Below are 16,680 nucleotides of genomic sequence, written 5' to 3' on the forward strand. Positions count from 1 at the left end.
CTGCGACAGGATTTACAAAACTTCAATTTAAAAACAGCACATTGAGATGTTATAAAAAAAGAGAATGGGGTACATGTACACTATCAATGTAACAAATTTTAAATCTTTGTGAATATTTGAGAATGTTTATTGTGTAACCGTCATCTTTTGATTATGATAATGATATGTTAGCTACTTGACTAAATATGGAGGATGAGGCAAATATGAATCAATCCCCGCATGAAAAGCGAAAAAAACGCAAACAGTTTGTAGAACGTTTAAGGCTAAAAGGAATCAAAATAGAGCTGACAAAACCGCGCTCTCACTTTTCTTCACTATCCTTACTAAAATCATAACTCGTAACCACCTTTTTCTAAAGCGGAACGGTATCGAATTTCAACTATCTATGCTAAGGCTTACATATCATTTCAAAAAGAACAGCTTCTAAGTGCTGTTCTTTTTTGATACTTTTTTATATTTCTGCCTCTGTTAAAAAAAATTATAAACCTTTTTCTTTATTTCCTCCTTTTTCTATCTAGGGCTTTCCACTCCCTTTCGTACGGTGTTCTCAAAATATATAGTTCTATCAATCCCTTAAATTACCACTATATTCAAGGTATATATAATATAAGTATATATTGTAAATTTATAACTCTTCCTATATAATCTTGTAGAAAACGTAAAAAAAGGAGAAAATTGATGAAAAAACTGGGGGCAATACTATTATCATTTCTGCTGTTTGTTGGCGTATTTCCAACGTCTTCATTCGCAGCAGCGTCAACATTTGACGCAGATTTCAACAAGTATTTAAAATCGGTAAGCCAAACGCGAGGCTTTGAAGTAACCAAAGACGACGTTGAATATTCACTTTCACTGTATGACGATAGTCTTGAAAACTACGATACAATCGCAGATTTAGAAGATTTTTTAGGTGAACCAATTGCAGCTGACTTACATAACGTGCAAGATGTGTATGCAGATTTTGACTTAGACAAAACAAGCTTAAATGCGTTGTTAAAAGAAAACGGTCAAAGCTTAGACGACTATGTGTACCTAGATGATTTATACGAGGATGTTGGCTTCTATCTAGAGGGCGACGACTGGTATGAAGATGATGAGTCATATGATGAAGAAGACGCTTCTTACGATGATGAATTATTAAGCGAAGAAGATTTAAGCGGCTTACTATCGTTTATGCAGTCTGAATTAGGCTTAACTTCAGAAGAATTAAATCGAATTGAAGCACATTTTACATCGTTAGAAGATGAGCTTTCAAATGAAGCAACGCTTAACCGCTTAGATCAATTAGGCGAGCGCTTAGCGGCATTCGAAGATTTTGATACAGCAACAGAATTATCTGCTGATCAAATCGCTGAATTAATGTCTATTTATAAAGAAATGCTATCAATCTTCCATTTAGACGCTAAGTTCGCACTTGTACAAGGCGGAAATGAAAGACCGCTTTCTCTTACTGATTTAATCAACTTAGAAGAATTAAAAAATGCAAGTCTAAAAATTTCTCTTTATACAACAGACGGTAAATTTTTAGCAGACATGGTGATCACAGGCGATATGTTTAATTCTGATATCATCACAGACACAGGAAAAGAAGTAGAAAAATCTGCTGAAGCTGTAGCAAAACCAGCTCAAGCGCAAAAACCAGCAGTAGAAAAGAAACAAGAACCGGTGAAGAAACAAACGAATGGTGCTGTACAAAAAACCGTTAAAGGCGGAAAACTTCCTGAAACGGCTTCTAATTATGCAACAAATACATTAATTGGATTAGTACTTGTAGCGGCTGGCTTTGTTCTTTTCCGCAAAGTGAGACGTGCATAAAATGGAACCAAGAAAAACAAGAAGAACAATCAATCGCAAAAAGCGGTTGATTGTTCTTTCCCTTTTAGCCGCCGTCATTTGCTTTGGTCTTTGGTTTACGACCACAAACGCCTATAAATTTGCAAGAGGCTATTTGGCATTTAAAACAATGGATACAGAAGAACCAGCCGCAGCTTCAGTTTCTAAAAGCAAGGACGCTTCAACAGCGGACTCTTCTGCTGAAGCTTCTGCTGTTGAAGCTAAAAAAACGGTACACTCTCGTACTGCTAGCCCGGAAAAAAAGCCGAAAGTGTCAAATGTGTCTTACCCAAAGCAGCCAAAAATCGGTGATTTAATGGGAGAATTATATATTCCTAAATTAAACGCTAAGCTGCCGATCTATCACGGTACGAACGAAGATGAATTAGAAAAAGGCGTGGGTCATTTTGCGGGAAGCGTGCTGCCTGGTCAAAACGACAATTCTGTTCTATCAGGACATCGCGATACGGTCTTTCGTAAGCTTGGCGACGTGGGTGAAGGCGATTCGCTCGTGGTGGACACGGCAGCAGGCACCTTCACATACAAAGTGAACAAAGTACGAATCGTTGATGCGGATGACCGGACTGTTATTGTACCAAAGCCTAGAGCCACTTTAACCGTCAGCACCTGTTATCCGTTTAATTACGTTGGTTCAGCACCTGAACGCTATATTTTAGTCGCTCACCTTGTGTCATCAACACCAAAATAAAAAAGCTGTCCTTAAAAAGGCAGCTTTTTTTAATGAATAGATTTCATTAGTAAATCAAACCATATTTTCAGCGAAGTCGCCGTAATAACGATCGCTAAGATAACTTGCAGCGACGCTACCTTCGTCTTTTGCCCAACAAAAGCGCCGATTGGAGCTGCTAGTAAGCTTGCTCCAATAATCATAAGCGCCGGAAGCAAAAGGACTTGATGCGTCATTACTTTACCGAATGTTGTTCCCATAGACGAAATAAACGTCACGGCTAATGAGCTTGCAATCGTTACGCGCACAGGAATTTTTAACACGGTAATCATAATAGGAACAAGTAAAAATGCGCCTCCTGCTCCGACAATCCCCCCGCAAATTCCAACTAAAAACGCCAGAGCTGCTGCCAAAGGTTTTGAAAACGTCACTTCGAATGAATCGGCCGCTGGATTATTTTTTTTGGGCATAAACATTAATCCTGCAGCAATTGTTGCCATCACGCCGTAAATGAAATTGATCATTCCTTCTGAAAACGAGTTTGATAGCGTTGAACCAATGAGACTGCCAACTAAGACGCTGATACCCATATATAAAATTAACGGTTTATTCAAATAGCCGCCCTTTTTGTAAGCAAGAGCTCCTGAAACAGACGCAAACAGCGACTGTACGGCTCCTATACCAGCTACTTCGTGCGCGCTGAACATTCCCACTCCTACAAGAGGCGGAACAAATAGCAGCAGCGGGTACAAAACAACTGATCCTCCAATTCCAAGCATACCTGCTAAAAATGACCCGAAAAACCCGAGTGCAAATACCGTTATTAATAGTTGTACATCCATGTTTTTACCACCTGCTTTTATCAATCCAATATCATGTTTGTTATAAAGTATGTATACTTACAACGCCTTATCGCTTCTTCCATTGTATCACTGTATATGCTTCTTTTCTGTAAAAATATTGATAAAAGTGCTTTCAATTATTAATTTTTTTAATCATTAAAATCCTATCGACTTTATGCGTTATTTACTTTTAGCCTAAACTTCCTCGCTCTCCTCTTTGTTACTTGTGGTAGAATAAAGAAAAACTAGATGTTAGAACTGCCTACACGCTACGCTTATCTCAGCAGGCCCATCATCACAGGAGGCTTTCGTATGTTTGAATACAAAATTGATGACGAAGTTAGTTTGCATTTGATTGAATCAACTGACGCTTTCCCCTTGCTTTCTCTTATTAACGAGTCAAGACCTTACCTAAAAGAATGGCTCCCATGGGTAGATAGCATGCAAAGTATTGCTGACTACGATGAACTCATCCCTGAATGGAGAGCTCAATATTATAATAACCAAGGATTCCAGGCCATCATTCGGTACTACGGAGAAATCGCCGGGATGATTGGTTTTCACGGAATTAATTGGGGAAACAAAAGTACAAGTCTTGGCTATTGGATTGGACATGATTTTCAAGGAAAAGGTATTATGACAAGAGCCGTACACGGATGCCTGAATTATGCATTTAATACGTTAAACCTTCATCGAGTCGAAATACGCTGCGGCGTTAATAACGAAAAAAGTAAAGCCATCCCTGCGCGTCTAGGTTTTACAGAAGAAGGCATTTGCAGAGAAGGTGAATACCTATATGATCACTACCATGACCTTGTGATTTATGGCATGTTAAAACACGAGTGGAAGCAAGTTCCTTATGCTCCTTGGCTTCTTTCTTAAAAAGCAGGATCATTTGGACAAGCTATCGTTTGAACTGACTATATTGGAAAAATTAAAAAGAGGTTGAAGACATAACGAAATGAATCCAGCCTAAAGACGAACAAATGAGATACATGAACTGAACCGCTTATGACACCGCAGTTGATTTCCGTGCAAGGCTTCGCTTTCCGCGGGCGGCCGCTGAGCCTCCTCGTCGCTTGCGCTTCTGCGGGGTCTCACCTGTTCCGCTTTTCCCGCAGGAGTCTTCACCTTGCCCTCCAATCACCTGCTAGAAGGAACAAACAAGACAGATGAAACTATATTCACCATAACAAAAAAAACGAACAATTGATCACGTGCTGATCAATTGTTCGTTTTTCACTTGGGTTAAAAACCTTTTTTCCCAGCCTCTCTTTTTTAGTTGAAATACTGAAGCTGTTCGCGGCGAAGCTTATCTTTTTGTTTGTCCGAAATTGAGTAGTCGTAGTTATAAATAGCTCCTTCCCAATCTCCATACATTGGATTTGGAAATACGATTAGCTTTTGGCCAAACGTTTCTTTTTGCTCTTCTACAAGCTTATTTCGATCAGTAATGGACTTTTTATCAAAGCCGCTAAAATCAGATAAGTTATCACCAAACAGCAGGACTACATTATGATTCGTCGCTACTTTTTGACGGCGCGTTTCTTTTCCTTCATCTTTTGGACCCGTTAATAGCACATGGTCTTTGGTTGCTTGAGGAATATGTAAATTCTTTAGGTTTTTAATTGTTGCCTCAAGCTGAGAAGTTGTACGGCCCGAAATATAGTAAATATCTACGCCTTTTTGATCCGCATACGTCAAGAAATCAACAGCACCTGGTACTGCTTTCGCTTTTGCTGCTTGCACCCACTCATCCCATTTATAAGGAAATCCTTTTCCGGTTTTGATTGCTGAAGCTTGAAATGGGCTATTATCAAGCACGGTTTCATCTAAATCCAAAATAATGGCAGGCTTTTTATCGGTACTTTTTGCAAGCCCCTCATCTAAACGAAGCTTTCCAGTATTATAGCCTTGGTAATACAAAGCTTTCATTTCGCCGGATGTTTGGTACCAAGCATCGGCCATGATTTGCTGATCAGCTAGGTGTTGAGCGGGTTCTTTTTTCTCAGCAGACACTTCTTTTTCCTGCTGAGGAGCACATGCCGTCAGTGAAAAAGCAAGTACAGCCACCCCTGTCAACGCTGATAATTTCTTATTCATTTCGCATCCACTTCCATCTCTACATATTTTTATGCTAATAATGTTATATATTACCTCAATCAAACAAAAAATCAATAAAAATCCGAATTATATTTTAATTTCAGTTAAAAAATGTTCGTTTTAACTAATGTTTTCTCCCTTTTTTTAACCATTATCCAAATATTTGTTTATACATTTTCCAAAATCCGTTTTTCTCATTCTTTCTTTGTAATCTTTTTTTAGAAACATATTGATTTATCGCTCATTCGCTTCAAAAAAACTTAATAAATCTGAATTATCTAACTTTTAATCTTGTGTTAGATTCTCTCACAAAAGTGCTTTTTTTTGAAAAGATATATAGTAAAATAGATTTTGTGAATTAAAAGACGGTGTTTTCTATCGAAAGTATTGTATAAATATACAAAAGGGGATGGAGATATGAATCACGTAAAACAATGGGGATGGATTACCTTTGGCTGTTTGTGCGTTGCCATCGGAATTCAATTTTTAACCGCTTCTAACCTCGTTATTGGCGGAACAGCAGGACTTGGAATCGTCCTGCAGCATTTAACCGGTATTTCATTTGGGGTATTGTTCTTTATCATCAATTTACCATTTTATTTTATGGCTCTTACGCAAATTGGGCTGCAATTTACGATAAAAAGCTTCATCAGCGTTAGCCTGATGTCAGTGATGTCTGATTTATTAGCTGCCAACTTTTCGTTTGCGCTTCCGCATCCGCTTGTAGCTGCGATTGTGGGCGGCATTATTGTCGGCATTGGACTGATCTTTTTGTTTCGCCACGGCTCTTCTCTTGGCGGAATCAACATGCTATGCGTGTTTCTTGATAAACGCTTTGGCATTAATCCAGGTAAAACAATGCTTTTGACAGATGTATTGATTGTAGGCTCTGCAACTGTGGTATTCGGCGTAGTTCAAGTTCTTTATTCGTTAATCGGTATCTTCATCATGACAGGACTGCTTGGACGCTATCACAAACGCTCGCCAATCGAACGAACTGGTGAACATATGGAAGAAGAAGCAAAACAACAAACGGCTTCAACTATGTAAAAAACCGTGCGGGAATAATCCCACACGGTTTTTTACGCTTATTCTGCTACTTTTACAAGCTGTTTTCCTAAGTTTGCTCCTTCAAATAAACCAAGGAACGCTTCAGGTACATTTTCAAAACCTTCTACAACGTTTTCACTGTACTTGATTTTTCCTTGCTGCACCCATTCCCCTAACTGCTTAATGCCTTCAGGGAATTTGTCTGCATAGTCGGCTACGATAAAGCCTTTCATTAACGCACTGTTAATTAATAGAGGTGTTTGAACACGCGGTCCAACATCTTGTTTTTCTAAGTTATACAGTGAAATTTGGCCGCAAAGCGGAATGCGCGCAAATTTATTTAATAAGCTAACAACTGCATCTGAAATCTCTCCACCGACGTTTTCAAAGTAAACATCAACGCCATTAGGACACGCTTCTTTCAACGCTTCTTTTACATTTCCTTTTTTATAATTAATCACTTCATCAAATCCGAGCTTATCTTTTAAATAAGCAATTTTATCTTCAGAACCTGCGATGCCGACAACACGTGCGCCTTTAATTTTAGCGATTTGACCAACAACAGATCCAACAGCACCTGCTGCACCGGAAACGACTACTGTTTCGCCTTCTTTTGGCTGACCGATTTCAAGCAGTCCAAAGTAAGCTGTGAGACCAGGCATACCAAGAACGCCGATAGCCGTTGTAATTGGCGCTAGCTCTGGATCAACTTTCTGTAAGTTTTTTGCTTCTGCAGCTGAATAGCGTTTCCAAGGAAGCATACCCGTCACGATATCGCCTTCTTTAAAACGATCTGATTTTGATTCCGTTACGCGTGCTACAATGCCGCCTGCAAGCGGTGCGTTTAGCTCAAATGGAGGAACATATGATTTTGTATCGTTCATGCGTCCTCTCATATACGGATCAACAGAAAGGTACAGTGTTTGAACAAGTACCTCGCCTTCTTTCGCTGTAGGCATTTCAATTTTTTCGTATTTAAACGTATCTTTTGTTGGCATTCCCTTTGGGCGTTCTGCTAATAAAATTTGTTCATTCATCGATATCGCTCCTTTTTATTTCTCTGTTTTTTGTAAAATGTGCTAAACTTACCTTTGTTATTTTAAATTATATATTGTGCACAACGCAAAAAATATGATTGTGCAATAACACCGAAGGAGAAAAAGACATGGAGCTAATTCGCTGTAAAGAAGATGTTGTTAAAAAACTAAACGAGTTTGTTGAAGTAACTCCCCCCGTTATTTTGTTTAAAAAAGGCAATATGTATCCGATTAAAATGGATATCAACTACAACTGGATTGCCACAGACGAACAAGGTCATGAGCATATTGTCGCTTCAAACACAAAGAATGTGCAGGACGACTACTGGTTTAGCTACCATTTTGACTTATATTAAGGAGTTTCCCGGATTTACTCTTCGTAAACGTTATATAAATAAAGTGTTGCATTAATAAAAACAGCGTGCGAATTCCGGCGCTGTTTTTATGTAATAATTAGAGTATCTCAAGCACGTGTTTGAAGCTTTGATCATGTTCCATTTTCTGCATCGATATCTACTTAAGATTATGTTACAATCACGGTAAAGTAATTTATGATTGATAGAATAAAAGCTAGAGCTTGAAAAATTCGAGGTGGATTATGCAAGGTAAAGTTGTATATAAAGAAGGATTTTCAGTGATAGGCATAGCAAAAAACGGAGAGTATCAAAAAGAGAATCTTTTGAAGCAAATACTTAAAGAAAAAGAAATGATTAGCTCTTCAAAAGAACCTCATATGGTTACAGGCATTTGCATGGCTCCGAAAAAAGAAAATTATTTTTATATTGCAGGGACAGAAGTGGCTGATACGGCTTTTATTCCAAACGGTATGAGCGTTCATACGTTTCCTTCGTTTACATACCTGCAGTTTAAACACAGAGGTCCCATTACATCGCTCGGGTCGACGTACAACAGCATCTGGAATGAATGGCTGCCGAACTCTCCTTACAGCATGATTGAAGGTCCTGCTCTTGAAATTGTAAATACAGCTATACACAGCAATTTATATAGTGATACATATGAAATGGATATTTATATTCCCATAAAGCTGGGACAATAAAAAAGGTGAACTTACGTTCACCTTTTTCCTATTTTTGCAGCTGTTTATATAAATGATAAAGAGTAAAAACGCACTCTGGATGACGCTCTTTATGGTTAAAAAATCCGTGAGGAAACATGAGTGAAAGATTCCCTTTTTCAATTCCGGTCACATACTTGTTTTCCATAAGCGGATATTCTTTCACAACCCAGTGCGCTTCATCAATAGTAGACGTAACCACTTCACCAAAGTATACGCCCATACACTCTTCGAATTCTTCTTTTGTCATCGAAAAATAGTCAAAGCAGTTGCTGTCTTCTAGATCATAGTAAAGAAGCTCTAATATTTTCAAACTTTCATCTGTAAAATTAACGATGAATTCATCTACCGCTTTGCTTATTTCATGAATGTGATTCATGCACTGTTCGCGCACTTGATGATAGTAATAGCTAGCTTCAAACTGATGTTCACACGTCACTAACGATTCTCCGTATGATGCTGTTAGATCATGATGCTTGCTCATGCTGACACCTCCACGCTATGCTTATGGAGCAAGTATAACATTAACCAAGCAGCTATTGATCATCTTCCATTAACAACCTATCCGTGGCAATATTAGGTTCACTTTTTGTTCATTATGCTACCGTACACAAATCCTCCGCTAACAAGAAGAATACCGCTAATTAATACGCTGCTTAAAAAGATTTGCGAATGCATCAAGTGATTATACATCATCCACACGCTCATTTCGTCATCTCCTTTTGGCTTTTTTAACTAGTATCCCCGGTTTTCTTACCGCACATGCCGGCATTTTCACTGTTTTTTCATCAATTTTCTATATAGTTAAAGCCGTAAAGCCAACTATCTTTTTTCATCGTTTTACTCCTTAAAAAGCCTGCTTATGACTCTGAAGCAGGCTTTTTTTGCATGGTGAAACAAGTGATTAAGCCGTCTATCCCCACTAATTGTGCATAGTAAGGTATAATTAAAGATAGTTTCACTTTTCTAAAGTGAGAAATACATAGGAGACATCAAAGGAGACATGCAAATGACAGAACTCGAAAAAGCGAAAATTCAGCACCGAAAGCTGTCCAAGGGACAGGTATTTGGTAGGGCCATCGCCATTGCGATCGGTGCCCTGCTCATGGCCACAGGACTTGAAATTTTTCTCGTTCCGAACCACGTTGTCGACGGAGGAATTACCGGTATTTCCATCATGCTTTCGCACCTTACTGGCGTAAATCTAGGAATCTTTCTTTTTGTACTAAATCTTCCGTTTGTATTTATCGGGTACAAGCAAATGGGGAAAACATTTGCCCTTTCCACTATTTTTGGCATACTGGTTGTATCCATCTTAACTTCTATGTTTCATGATGTCCCCGCATTTACCGCAGACGTTCTTCTTGCTACCGTTTTTGGAGGGATTATTCTCGGAATTGGAATTGGACTCGTAATTCGCTACGGCGGAGCGCTTGACGGTACGGAGATACTTGCCATTTTAATCAGTAAAAAAATTCCGTTTTCCGTGGGAGAAATTGTGATGTTTTTCAACTTCTTCATTTTAGGAGCAGCGGGATTTGTGTTCACGTGGGACCGCGCCATGTATTCCATCCTTGCGTACATCATTGCAGCTAAAGCCATTGATACGGTTGTAGAAGGATTGGAAGAATCAAAATCCGCTTGGATTATTAGCGAATATTCCGACGAAATTGGCGATGCGATTAATGCGCGTCTAGGTCGAGGCGTTACCTATTTGCACGGTGAAGGTGCTTATACGGGCGATGATAAAAAAGTGATTTTCTGCATCATCACGCGCCTTGAAGAATCAAAGCTAAAAACCATTGTTGAAGATTTTGATCCTACTGCCTTTTTAGCCGTTGCAGATATTACCGAAGTCCGCGGCGGACGCTTTAAAAAACGAAACATTCACTAAAAAAACGCGCAGAAAGCACCATGCTTTCTGCGCGTTTTTTATGTAAGAGATACTTTTTGAACCTGCTTAAACCATTCATAACAAAGAAGCACAATTAAACATAAGTCGATTAAATCGCCTCCGTAATACATCAGCATAGCCCCTTGCTGCGCCCCTTCCGCCGATACGTGCATAGGCGGGTGAGCGTACACACATTTTGATAAAATACCGTGAGCAGCAAGAGCAAGAACCAATACGGATGCCCGGTGCGTAAAAGTTTTTTGATGCGGCGAAGGATCGATTGAAATCATCGATACGGTGAATAAATAGCCGGCTAAAAACACGTGAATATGTACAGCGACATGCACGAAAAAAGAGTGATGCATCATGCCATACAGACTTGTTGTATAAAGAATCCAAAGTCCTCCTACGTTAAGAACAGAAGCTGTCACCGGACTGCTGATGAACCGAACAAACCGTCCTTTTAAAAGTTTTGACACTTTTCTGGCTGCATGAACCGGAAGCGTGCGAAGCAGCAGCGTAAGAGGTGCTCCTAACGCCATTAAAAGCGGAGCTAGCATACCTAAAAGCAAATGCCCCGTCATATGCGCAGTAAAGTCCATATGAGCACGGGCTGCGAGCGGTCCGGCTACAGAAGATATGGCGCATAAAATACCAAGTGTCCAGCTGGACGTCCTATATAATGACCATTTTCTATACGTTGCATTCGAAGAAGCTACAGCCCACATGTATAAAAAAAAGGCAGCGACAAAAGGCAGGGCTAATAAAAGCTGAGACAATACTTCATATTTAATCATGATGTGCACCTTGTTTACGTGTAAACCATGTTAAAATGATGCCAATAAGCAGCATCAAACATGCAAGTACATTCCACGTAATGTCGTAAGGTGCAATCTTCACTCCGTACCGGATTTGATGAAGTCCCATAAGCTTATGCTGCACGGTCCCGTCATAAAGCTGAAACGCCCCGGCTCCAAGCAATACTCCTCCTATCCACCTTTTCACCCACCAGCCGCCTCGGCGCCTTAGATCTGCCACCATAAAAAGTGATGCAATTGTAGCGAACCAGCTGAATGCATGAAACAAACCGTCCGACACTAAACCAGCGGCCGTTGTGGATTTATCATAAAAATGATGCCAATGAAGCAGCTGATGAAACACTGCTTCATCAATAAAAGCAACTAACCCTACGCCAAACAAAAAGCCTGACCAGCTATTTCGAGTGCGATGAACCACGCGCTGATTTGCAGTTGCTTCGTGTTTCTTTTCCATATATATACCTCCCTGGCAGCTCTTTAAGTTTATATCGATTCTAATGAACGTATACCCTATTAAAGAGAAATGAATCTATAATATGGAAAAATAGGAGCTATATCCTAATATCGTTTTCACTATCTTTTCACCATAAAGGTATAGGATAGTACTTGCGAAGCCAATTAGCATATTTTTTTCATAGTTTTACTCCTTTTGAAGANCAATCCTACACCGAACAAAAATAATTAACCTAAGCGTAACACACAGAACCGAAGATAGCAAATACAGAAAAATAGATAAAATTTTAAAATGGAAATATAGGTATCATAATAAGAACTAATTTAAGGTTTACTAGCAGTACATAAATTTAATGGACTTTCACCATTTTTGCACCTCTATAGATTACTTACAAAATAATAAGCGCATTAAGAAACCTGCTGTTTTTGTGTATATGAAATTTTTCATAAAATTGATATCTTGGGCATAATACAGGATAGACACTTGGTAGAGGGGGGATTGTGTGAGACTGAAGGATGGAAACTTTTATACAGATAGTAGAACCAATAAGGTATATAGATTAAATGAAGATAACAAAGGAAGTTGGTACCTGAGTACTCATGATGATGAAGATAATAATCAAATGTCAAGAACTTCAGGACGTAACATGATGAAAATGTTAAAGAGTTTTTATAACAAAGTGAACGACAGTTGAAAATTTACGGCTCTGGAAAACAGCATAAAAAATATAAAGCTAGCTTAACATAGCTAGCTTTATTTCTAATTTATAGAGCTAGTTATCACAATGTTTTTTAGGGATTAAGCAACGATACTAACAAAAAATTTTTAGCCTTGCCATTGGAAATCACCCATTATTTAATTTCGATTGCAGAAGCCTTGTTGTCCCAATTGGATGCCATAATACCATTTCTATATTGTTTTTTGAAAAATCATCTATAATTGATATTGTTTTAATCTCATATTGAGATATATAATAAAAGCAAGAAAAAGAAAACGCTTTCTATATTTAAATACATTGTTACTTCTCAAACTATAAGGAGGATTTAAAATGAGCCAAGTGGAAAGAAATTCTAAAGTGCAGAAATTAGTTGAGTATCAAAAATTCAATGAAGAAGAAGTTTCGAAGATGACAGATCCGCAGGTTGAATATTATCACTGGCTCTATTTTGATGATTCCGCTTATGATTATATGTAACTCAATTATAAAATAAGAAAAAAGCACAAAAACGTTTGGTTCCAACGGGTTTGTGCTTTTTTCGTTTCTTTAATTATAGGATTACTCGTTTTTAACACCATTTCCTGTGACAACAAAGTGAGGGGTGTCTTCCTTCCGGTTGAAAAGTCTCCAGAACTCACTGTATTCATCGTCTTCTGACGTATCTGGAAATACCTCCAATAAATAACCTTGAGATAAAAAGATCTTTAGCCCTCCTACTTCGTCCGAGTCAACTCTTTCTACAATCGTGTGTTCGTTTATATCTTTTATAATCGATTCAATTCGTTCTCTGATTTTTCCCTTCTCTTACTTCGCTGATTGTCTTTATAAATTCACCCTCAGTTACTCCTAGATAGGAGTCGGAGCGACGAACGTACACAATCCTGAGGTTTCTGTAAGGTTCAGGTATTGAAAAGAGTTGTACTAACCCTTCCCGCTCATATCTTTCCGCTAATGACCGGGCTATAAGTGTCACACCAAGACCAGAAACTACTGTCCCCATAATCGTCTCAAGTGTAGCAAATTCCATGATTTTTGGTGATACTATTTGTTCGTCTTTTAACCACTGCTGCAGTCTTTCTCTATATTGGCAGCCTTCATTAAATAAAATGAATGGTAAGTGTAGTAACTCTTTGGCAGACTGAATCTGCTTCTTCCCTTTTTCATTTACACTGCATACAAGTACAATTTCTTCATCAAAAGCTGGAATTTGATCAAGCGTTGACACATTTACTGGTTCTGCTACAAATGCCCCGTCTAACTGAAACTTAAGAACTTTCTCTATTAATTGTGTACTTACTCCTGATACTAGAGAAATATCCACATTTTTGTGCTTATTATGATAGGAAGAAATGATTTCAGGAAACCCTACTACCGTTTCAACTAATCCAATACATAATGATCCAACAAGGTTACGCTCATCTTGAAATGCTTTCTGTATTTCATCCATCAGCCGCATCATTTGTTCTCCATATGTTAAAAGTTTTCGACCTTCTACATTTAATGTCATTCCTCGTCTGTGACGATGAAACAATGGGTGTCCAATTTTTCGTTCAAGAGACCGAATACGTGCTGTTACATTTGGTTGAACATAGCCTAGCTTATCAGCGGCAAGGCTTACACTGCCGTATTCTGCTACAGCCATAAATATGCGTATATCTTCTACTTCCATAAACATCCTCCTTTCCACTTACATTCATTTAGGTATTAATAATAGTGATATCTATAATCATTTATCATTATTTTACAAGATATCAAGCTCTAGATAAAATAATGACATCCGAGTGCTACTGCAACTATTTAGTAGCAATTACGTAAAGTTCTTAAAATGAGGCGACTGAAAGGAGGAGATCTAATTGTTTTATTTACTATTGTTTCTTGCCATCATCTTGGAGGTAATCGCAGTATTTTTTCTTAATCTTACAAATGGATTCACAAACTTTGTTCCTACTGTTCTCGCCATACTATTTTATTGTTCTTCAATTGCTGCTTATATGCTACTTAACGCCAAAGGTGAAGTAGGAGTAGCAAGTGCTTTGTATGCGGGAGGAGCAACCGTACTTGTTGTTGTCACAGGTATTATCTTTTTTGATGAAACTATTTCTTTATCTAAAATTTTAGGAGTTTCTCTTATTATAATCGGTGCAGTTTCTCTTAACATTAAAGGGAGCTCTAAAGAAAGAAGGACGGCGTAATGGGATACGTATTTTTAACGATGGGCTTAGTTTTAGGCATTGCAGGCCAAATGTGTGTAAAACTATCTAAAGGCTTTAGACAAACTGTTCCCACGATAGGCGCATTTCTACTCTTCATTGCTTGTATTTATTTTATTTCTCTAACGACGCACTATTTTGAAATGGGAATTGTTTTTGCTATATGGGCAGGGCTGACGATTGTTAGTACAACGCTGTTAGGTATTTATATATTTAAGGAATCAAAAAACAAAAGAAAGATTATCTCGGTTACTCTTATTATTACAGGTGTTATTATACTGAAAGCTTTCTAATAAAAATAAGATAAATAAGGCCCTTACTTAACTTACAAGTAAGGGCACCATAGAAGGAGTTAAAAACAAGGAGGTATTGGTCATCGACCGTCCATTGCTATAGTTGGTTATTGGTAAATAGTAACAGTGTAATGGGTCATTGGATTATTGGTTTTATCACTTGCCATCACAATAGTACTTTGAGTACACTAAACATTCTCCTTCTATGCCTTGAAGGGAGTCTCACCTCTTCAAGGGTTAAAAATATTTATCTCCATCAAACTCTAACTCTATTTGATAGTTTTTAGCGTTAATTAAATTTGATAATCTATTTGCTTTCTTTTCAACCTCTAGCCCTCTTAGACGATATTCTTCAGGATCAAATGTAGCCACTTTAATAATGGATACCCCTTCTCCGTAGTAAGGATATTCTTCTTTAGATGATGAACCAAACTCCTTATATTTTCTTGCTTTAGCACGTAATTGAGTGGCATATTCAATCGCTTCTACAATTGTTAGTTTGTGTTCATTATAAGTAATATTATTTTGAATATTGGCTTGATACATTAATTTATCAAGTAGACGCAAATCCTTTCGAATGTCCTCTAAATCCTGTTCAACATCAGATAGTGATCGAGCCTGAGGAGGAATCTTCTCCCCTTTTTCGATCTCTATAAATGCAACTCGGTCCATCTCTTCTTCTAATTCATGTATTCGTTTTGATAATACACTTTTCAATTTCACAGCCTCTGCTAGAGAAATCTTAGACATAGATCAAAGCTCCTTTATTCATAAACTTAATTTTTACTATTTTATTGTTCTAATACCTTTTCATAATAAGGAGGTGTTGTGCCACTTCCGCCATCCCCTGAGACACTGCTGCGATCTACTTTATAAGACATTACATAGCGTCCTTTTTGTTTACCTTTAGTCCAGTTTTCTTCAAACGTCACTAGATAAAACTCTTTATTTAATTTTTTAGCACGAGTTTTTCTTTCGATTTGATACCCTCCAAAAGTTCCTTTCCATGTTCCAACTTTAGCAGGAAATAAATCAATATCTGTTCCTTCACCACTTGTCGCAAACTCTATGGCATCTTCTTTCGTAAATGGCGGAAGGCTAGGTGATAGCGCTTCTAATATACTCCAACTGAGAAGTAAAAGAATAAGAGGTATAATTAGCAATACTTTTGTACTTTTTTCCCTGTCAATTCTTCTTTCTACCCACCAATCTATACATGCATATAACATAGCGGCTGCCATCCCGTAATAAGCCAAATATGTATCTTGAAAAAACAAACCGTTAATTAAGCCTAATATGCCGTGGAAGAAGACAAATAGCCACCTCATGTTGGGAAGCCATTTCTTTCGAATAGCGTCCAGTATAACTGAGACAAAATTTCCGTATACAGCAATAACGGCCCCTACATAAAAAAGATATACAAGGAACCATCCTGCCATGTCATTTCCAGTATGATACGATAGTTCTTCTCCGTCAGTTAGTTGTTGAATCAGACCTGTTATTGTCAAAAGGTAAGCTAAAATAAAGCTTGTAGAAAGAGTTGTTATCGTCTTTCTCAAAATCACATAATCTTTTTCACTTTCCATAAAGGGTACCTTTTTCTACTTATTTCTATATATTTTATATTAAACCATATTTCTTCATATAAAGGTGACTTACAAACAA

The 16,680-nt window shown here is 38.0% G+C and carries 21 protein-coding genes; 11 read left to right on the plus strand and 10 right to left on the minus strand.

Features of this window, described 5'->3' with window-relative positions; genetic code table 11:
* Positions 1–203 precede the first annotated feature (203 nt).
* The 3 genes from ACFX4W_RS20505 (at position 204) to ACFX4W_RS20515 (ending at position 2,542) form a co-directional block, all read left to right on the plus strand.
* Positions 204–335, plus strand: a complete 132-nt coding sequence (locus tag ACFX4W_RS20505; protein ID WP_013057845.1) for a hypothetical protein — start codon at positions 204–206, stop codon at positions 333–335.
* 343 nt (positions 336–678) lie between these two features.
* Positions 679–1,815 (plus strand): processed acidic surface protein, encoded by a 1,137-nt coding sequence (locus ACFX4W_RS20510; protein WP_043981432.1) that lies wholly within the window; start codon positions 679–681, stop codon positions 1,813–1,815.
* Between the two features lies 1 nt (position 1,816).
* The gene (locus ACFX4W_RS20515) at positions 1,817–2,542 is read left to right on the plus strand and encodes a class D sortase (protein ID WP_043981431.1); all 726 of its coding nucleotides are present in this window, start codon (positions 1,817–1,819) and stop codon (positions 2,540–2,542) included.
* Positions 2,543–2,571: 29 nt separating this feature from the next.
* Here ACFX4W_RS20515 and ACFX4W_RS20520 read toward each other — a convergent pair whose 3' ends face one another.
* Positions 2,572–3,363, minus strand: coding sequence for a sulfite exporter TauE/SafE family protein (locus ACFX4W_RS20520; protein ID WP_013057848.1), 792 nt, complete (start codon positions 3,361–3,363; stop codon positions 2,572–2,574).
* Between the two features lie 312 nt (positions 3,364–3,675).
* Between ACFX4W_RS20520 and ACFX4W_RS20525 the strand changes: the two genes are divergently transcribed.
* Positions 3,676–4,245 carry a GNAT family N-acetyltransferase gene (locus ACFX4W_RS20525; protein ID WP_043981430.1) on the plus strand — a complete coding sequence of 190 codons (570 nt, stop codon included), beginning with the start codon at positions 3,676–3,678 and terminating at the stop codon, positions 4,243–4,245.
* A 396-nt stretch (positions 4,246–4,641) separates the two neighbouring features.
* On the opposite strand, the gene ACFX4W_RS20530 is transcribed toward ACFX4W_RS20525, so the two are convergent.
* Entirely contained in the window at positions 4,642–5,466 is an 825-nt protein-coding gene (locus ACFX4W_RS20530) for a 5'-nucleotidase, lipoprotein e(P4) family (RefSeq protein WP_043981429.1), read from the minus strand.
* 417 nt (positions 5,467–5,883) lie between these two features.
* On the opposite strand from ACFX4W_RS20530, the gene ACFX4W_RS20535 reads away from it, so the two are divergent.
* Positions 5,884–6,516, plus strand: coding sequence for a YitT family protein (locus ACFX4W_RS20535; protein ID WP_013083915.1), 633 nt, complete (start codon positions 5,884–5,886; stop codon positions 6,514–6,516).
* A gap of 38 nt (positions 6,517–6,554) precedes the next feature.
* Here the strand turns inward: ACFX4W_RS20535 and ACFX4W_RS20540 are convergent, their stop codons facing one another.
* Entirely contained in the window at positions 6,555–7,553 is a 999-nt protein-coding gene (locus ACFX4W_RS20540; protein ID WP_043981428.1) for an NADP-dependent oxidoreductase, read from the minus strand.
* Positions 7,554–7,681: 128 nt separating this feature from the next.
* Between ACFX4W_RS20540 and ACFX4W_RS20545 the strand changes: the two genes are divergently transcribed.
* On the plus strand, positions 7,682–7,909 hold the full coding sequence (locus ACFX4W_RS20545; protein WP_016764806.1) for a hypothetical protein: 228 nt from the start codon (positions 7,682–7,684) through the stop codon (positions 7,907–7,909).
* A gap of 242 nt (positions 7,910–8,151) precedes the next feature.
* On the plus strand, positions 8,152–8,610 hold the full coding sequence (locus tag ACFX4W_RS20550) for a GyrI-like domain-containing protein (RefSeq protein WP_013083918.1): 459 nt from the start codon (positions 8,152–8,154) through the stop codon (positions 8,608–8,610).
* Between the two features lie 28 nt (positions 8,611–8,638).
* Here the strand turns inward: ACFX4W_RS20550 and ACFX4W_RS20555 are convergent, their stop codons facing one another.
* Together ACFX4W_RS20555 and ACFX4W_RS20560 are read right to left on the minus strand one after the other, a co-directional pair.
* On the minus strand, positions 8,639–9,112 hold the full coding sequence (locus ACFX4W_RS20555; protein ID WP_043981426.1) for a hypothetical protein: 474 nt from the start codon (positions 9,110–9,112) through the stop codon (positions 8,639–8,641).
* A gap of 98 nt (positions 9,113–9,210) precedes the next feature.
* Positions 9,211–9,336, minus strand: a complete 126-nt coding sequence (locus tag ACFX4W_RS20560) for a hypothetical protein (RefSeq protein ID WP_272911084.1) — start codon at positions 9,334–9,336, stop codon at positions 9,211–9,213.
* Positions 9,337–9,637: 301 nt separating this feature from the next.
* Here ACFX4W_RS20560 and ACFX4W_RS20565 point away from each other — a divergent pair, with 301 nt between their 5' ends.
* Positions 9,638–10,522: a YitT family protein gene (locus ACFX4W_RS20565; RefSeq protein ID WP_043981425.1), complete on the plus strand. Its 885-nt coding sequence runs from the start codon at positions 9,638–9,640 to the stop codon at positions 10,520–10,522.
* Positions 10,523–10,560: 38 nt separating this feature from the next.
* On the opposite strand, the gene ACFX4W_RS20570 is transcribed toward ACFX4W_RS20565, so the two are convergent.
* Positions 10,561–11,319 carry a cytochrome c oxidase assembly protein gene (locus tag ACFX4W_RS20570; RefSeq protein WP_377559988.1) on the minus strand — a complete coding sequence of 253 codons (759 nt, stop codon included), beginning with the start codon at positions 11,317–11,319 and terminating at the stop codon, positions 10,561–10,563.
* A complete protein-coding gene (locus tag ACFX4W_RS20575) occupies positions 11,312–11,794 on the minus strand; it encodes a DUF2243 domain-containing protein (protein WP_043981423.1) in 483 nt (160 codons plus the stop codon). Before ACFX4W_RS20575 ends, ACFX4W_RS20570 begins: the two co-directional genes overlap by 8 nt.
* A gap of 1,048 nt (positions 11,795–12,842) precedes the next feature.
* Here ACFX4W_RS20575 and ACFX4W_RS20580 point away from each other — a divergent pair.
* Positions 12,843–12,989, plus strand: coding sequence for a BH0509 family protein (locus ACFX4W_RS20580; RefSeq protein ID WP_013056404.1), 147 nt, complete (start codon positions 12,843–12,845; stop codon positions 12,987–12,989).
* A 298-nt stretch (positions 12,990–13,287) separates the two neighbouring features.
* Here ACFX4W_RS20580 and ACFX4W_RS20585 read toward each other — a convergent pair whose 3' ends face one another.
* Positions 13,288–14,181, minus strand: a complete 894-nt coding sequence (locus ACFX4W_RS20585; RefSeq protein ID WP_043981800.1) for a LysR family transcriptional regulator — start codon at positions 14,179–14,181, stop codon at positions 13,288–13,290.
* Between the two features lie 184 nt (positions 14,182–14,365).
* Between ACFX4W_RS20585 and ACFX4W_RS20590 the strand changes: the two genes are divergently transcribed.
* Both ACFX4W_RS20590 and ACFX4W_RS20595 read left to right on the plus strand, forming a co-directional pair.
* Positions 14,366–14,704, plus strand: coding sequence for a DMT family transporter (locus tag ACFX4W_RS20590; RefSeq protein ID WP_016766376.1), 339 nt, complete (start codon positions 14,366–14,368; stop codon positions 14,702–14,704).
* The gene (locus ACFX4W_RS20595; protein WP_047932960.1) at positions 14,704–15,015 is read left to right on the plus strand and encodes a DMT family transporter; all 312 of its coding nucleotides are present in this window, start codon (positions 14,704–14,706) and stop codon (positions 15,013–15,015) included. The genes ACFX4W_RS20590 and ACFX4W_RS20595 overlap by 1 nt, the downstream gene beginning before the upstream one ends.
* A gap of 237 nt (positions 15,016–15,252) precedes the next feature.
* Here the strand turns inward: ACFX4W_RS20595 and ACFX4W_RS20600 are convergent, their stop codons facing one another.
* Together ACFX4W_RS20600 and ACFX4W_RS20605 are read right to left on the minus strand one after the other, a co-directional pair.
* A complete protein-coding gene (locus ACFX4W_RS20600) occupies positions 15,253–15,765 on the minus strand; it encodes a DIP1984 family protein (protein WP_162214005.1) in 513 nt (170 codons plus the stop codon).
* A 41-nt stretch (positions 15,766–15,806) separates the two neighbouring features.
* Positions 15,807–16,601: a hypothetical protein gene (locus ACFX4W_RS20605; protein ID WP_280559411.1), complete on the minus strand. Its 795-nt coding sequence runs from the start codon at positions 16,599–16,601 to the stop codon at positions 15,807–15,809.
* Positions 16,602–16,680: the final 79 nt, after the last annotated feature.

Source organism: Priestia sp. YIM B13489, assembly GCF_042787645.1.
Lineage (GTDB): Bacteria > Bacillota > Bacilli > Bacillales > Bacillaceae_H > Priestia > Priestia megaterium.

Excerpts from the sequence above, each read along its gene's own strand:
- ACFX4W_RS20505 (WP_013057845.1), top strand. The coding sequence starts at position 204 with ATGAATCAATCCCCGCATGAAAAGCGAAAAAAACGCAAACAGTTTGTA.
- ACFX4W_RS20510 (WP_043981432.1), top strand. The coding sequence starts at position 679 with ATGAAAAAACTGGGGGCAATACTATTATCATTTCTGCTGTTTGTTGGC.
- ACFX4W_RS20515 (WP_043981431.1), top strand. The coding sequence starts at position 1,817 with ATGGAACCAAGAAAAACAAGAAGAACAATCAATCGCAAAAAGCGGTTG.
- ACFX4W_RS20520 (WP_013057848.1), bottom strand. The coding sequence starts at position 3,363 with ATGGATGTACAACTATTAATAACGGTATTTGCACTCGGGTTTTTCGGG.
- ACFX4W_RS20525 (WP_043981430.1), top strand. The coding sequence starts at position 3,676 with ATGTTTGAATACAAAATTGATGACGAAGTTAGTTTGCATTTGATTGAA.
- ACFX4W_RS20530 (WP_043981429.1), bottom strand. The coding sequence starts at position 5,466 with ATGAATAAGAAATTATCAGCGTTGACAGGGGTGGCTGTACTTGCTTTT.
- ACFX4W_RS20535 (WP_013083915.1), top strand. The coding sequence starts at position 5,884 with ATGAATCACGTAAAACAATGGGGATGGATTACCTTTGGCTGTTTGTGC.
- ACFX4W_RS20540 (WP_043981428.1), bottom strand. The coding sequence starts at position 7,553 with ATGAATGAACAAATTTTATTAGCAGAACGCCCAAAGGGAATGCCAACA.
- ACFX4W_RS20545 (WP_016764806.1), top strand. The coding sequence starts at position 7,682 with ATGGAGCTAATTCGCTGTAAAGAAGATGTTGTTAAAAAACTAAACGAG.
- ACFX4W_RS20550 (WP_013083918.1), top strand. The coding sequence starts at position 8,152 with ATGCAAGGTAAAGTTGTATATAAAGAAGGATTTTCAGTGATAGGCATA.
- ACFX4W_RS20555 (WP_043981426.1), bottom strand. The coding sequence starts at position 9,112 with ATGAGCAAGCATCATGATCTAACAGCATCATACGGAGAATCGTTAGTG.
- ACFX4W_RS20560 (WP_272911084.1), bottom strand. The coding sequence starts at position 9,336 with ATGAGCGTGTGGATGATGTATAATCACTTGATGCATTCGCAAATCTTT.
- ACFX4W_RS20565 (WP_043981425.1), top strand. The coding sequence starts at position 9,638 with ATGACAGAACTCGAAAAAGCGAAAATTCAGCACCGAAAGCTGTCCAAG.
- ACFX4W_RS20570 (WP_377559988.1), bottom strand. The coding sequence starts at position 11,319 with ATGATTAAATATGAAGTATTGTCTCAGCTTTTATTAGCCCTGCCTTTT.
- ACFX4W_RS20575 (WP_043981423.1), bottom strand. The coding sequence starts at position 11,794 with ATGGAAAAGAAACACGAAGCAACTGCAAATCAGCGCGTGGTTCATCGC.
- ACFX4W_RS20580 (WP_013056404.1), top strand. The coding sequence starts at position 12,843 with ATGAGCCAAGTGGAAAGAAATTCTAAAGTGCAGAAATTAGTTGAGTAT.
- ACFX4W_RS20585 (WP_043981800.1), bottom strand. The coding sequence starts at position 14,181 with ATGGAAGTAGAAGATATACGCATATTTATGGCTGTAGCAGAATACGGC.
- ACFX4W_RS20595 (WP_047932960.1), top strand. The coding sequence starts at position 14,704 with ATGGGATACGTATTTTTAACGATGGGCTTAGTTTTAGGCATTGCAGGC.
- ACFX4W_RS20600 (WP_162214005.1), bottom strand. The coding sequence starts at position 15,765 with ATGTCTAAGATTTCTCTAGCAGAGGCTGTGAAATTGAAAAGTGTATTA.
- ACFX4W_RS20605 (WP_280559411.1), bottom strand. The coding sequence starts at position 16,601 with ATGGAAAGTGAAAAAGATTATGTGATTTTGAGAAAGACGATAACAACT.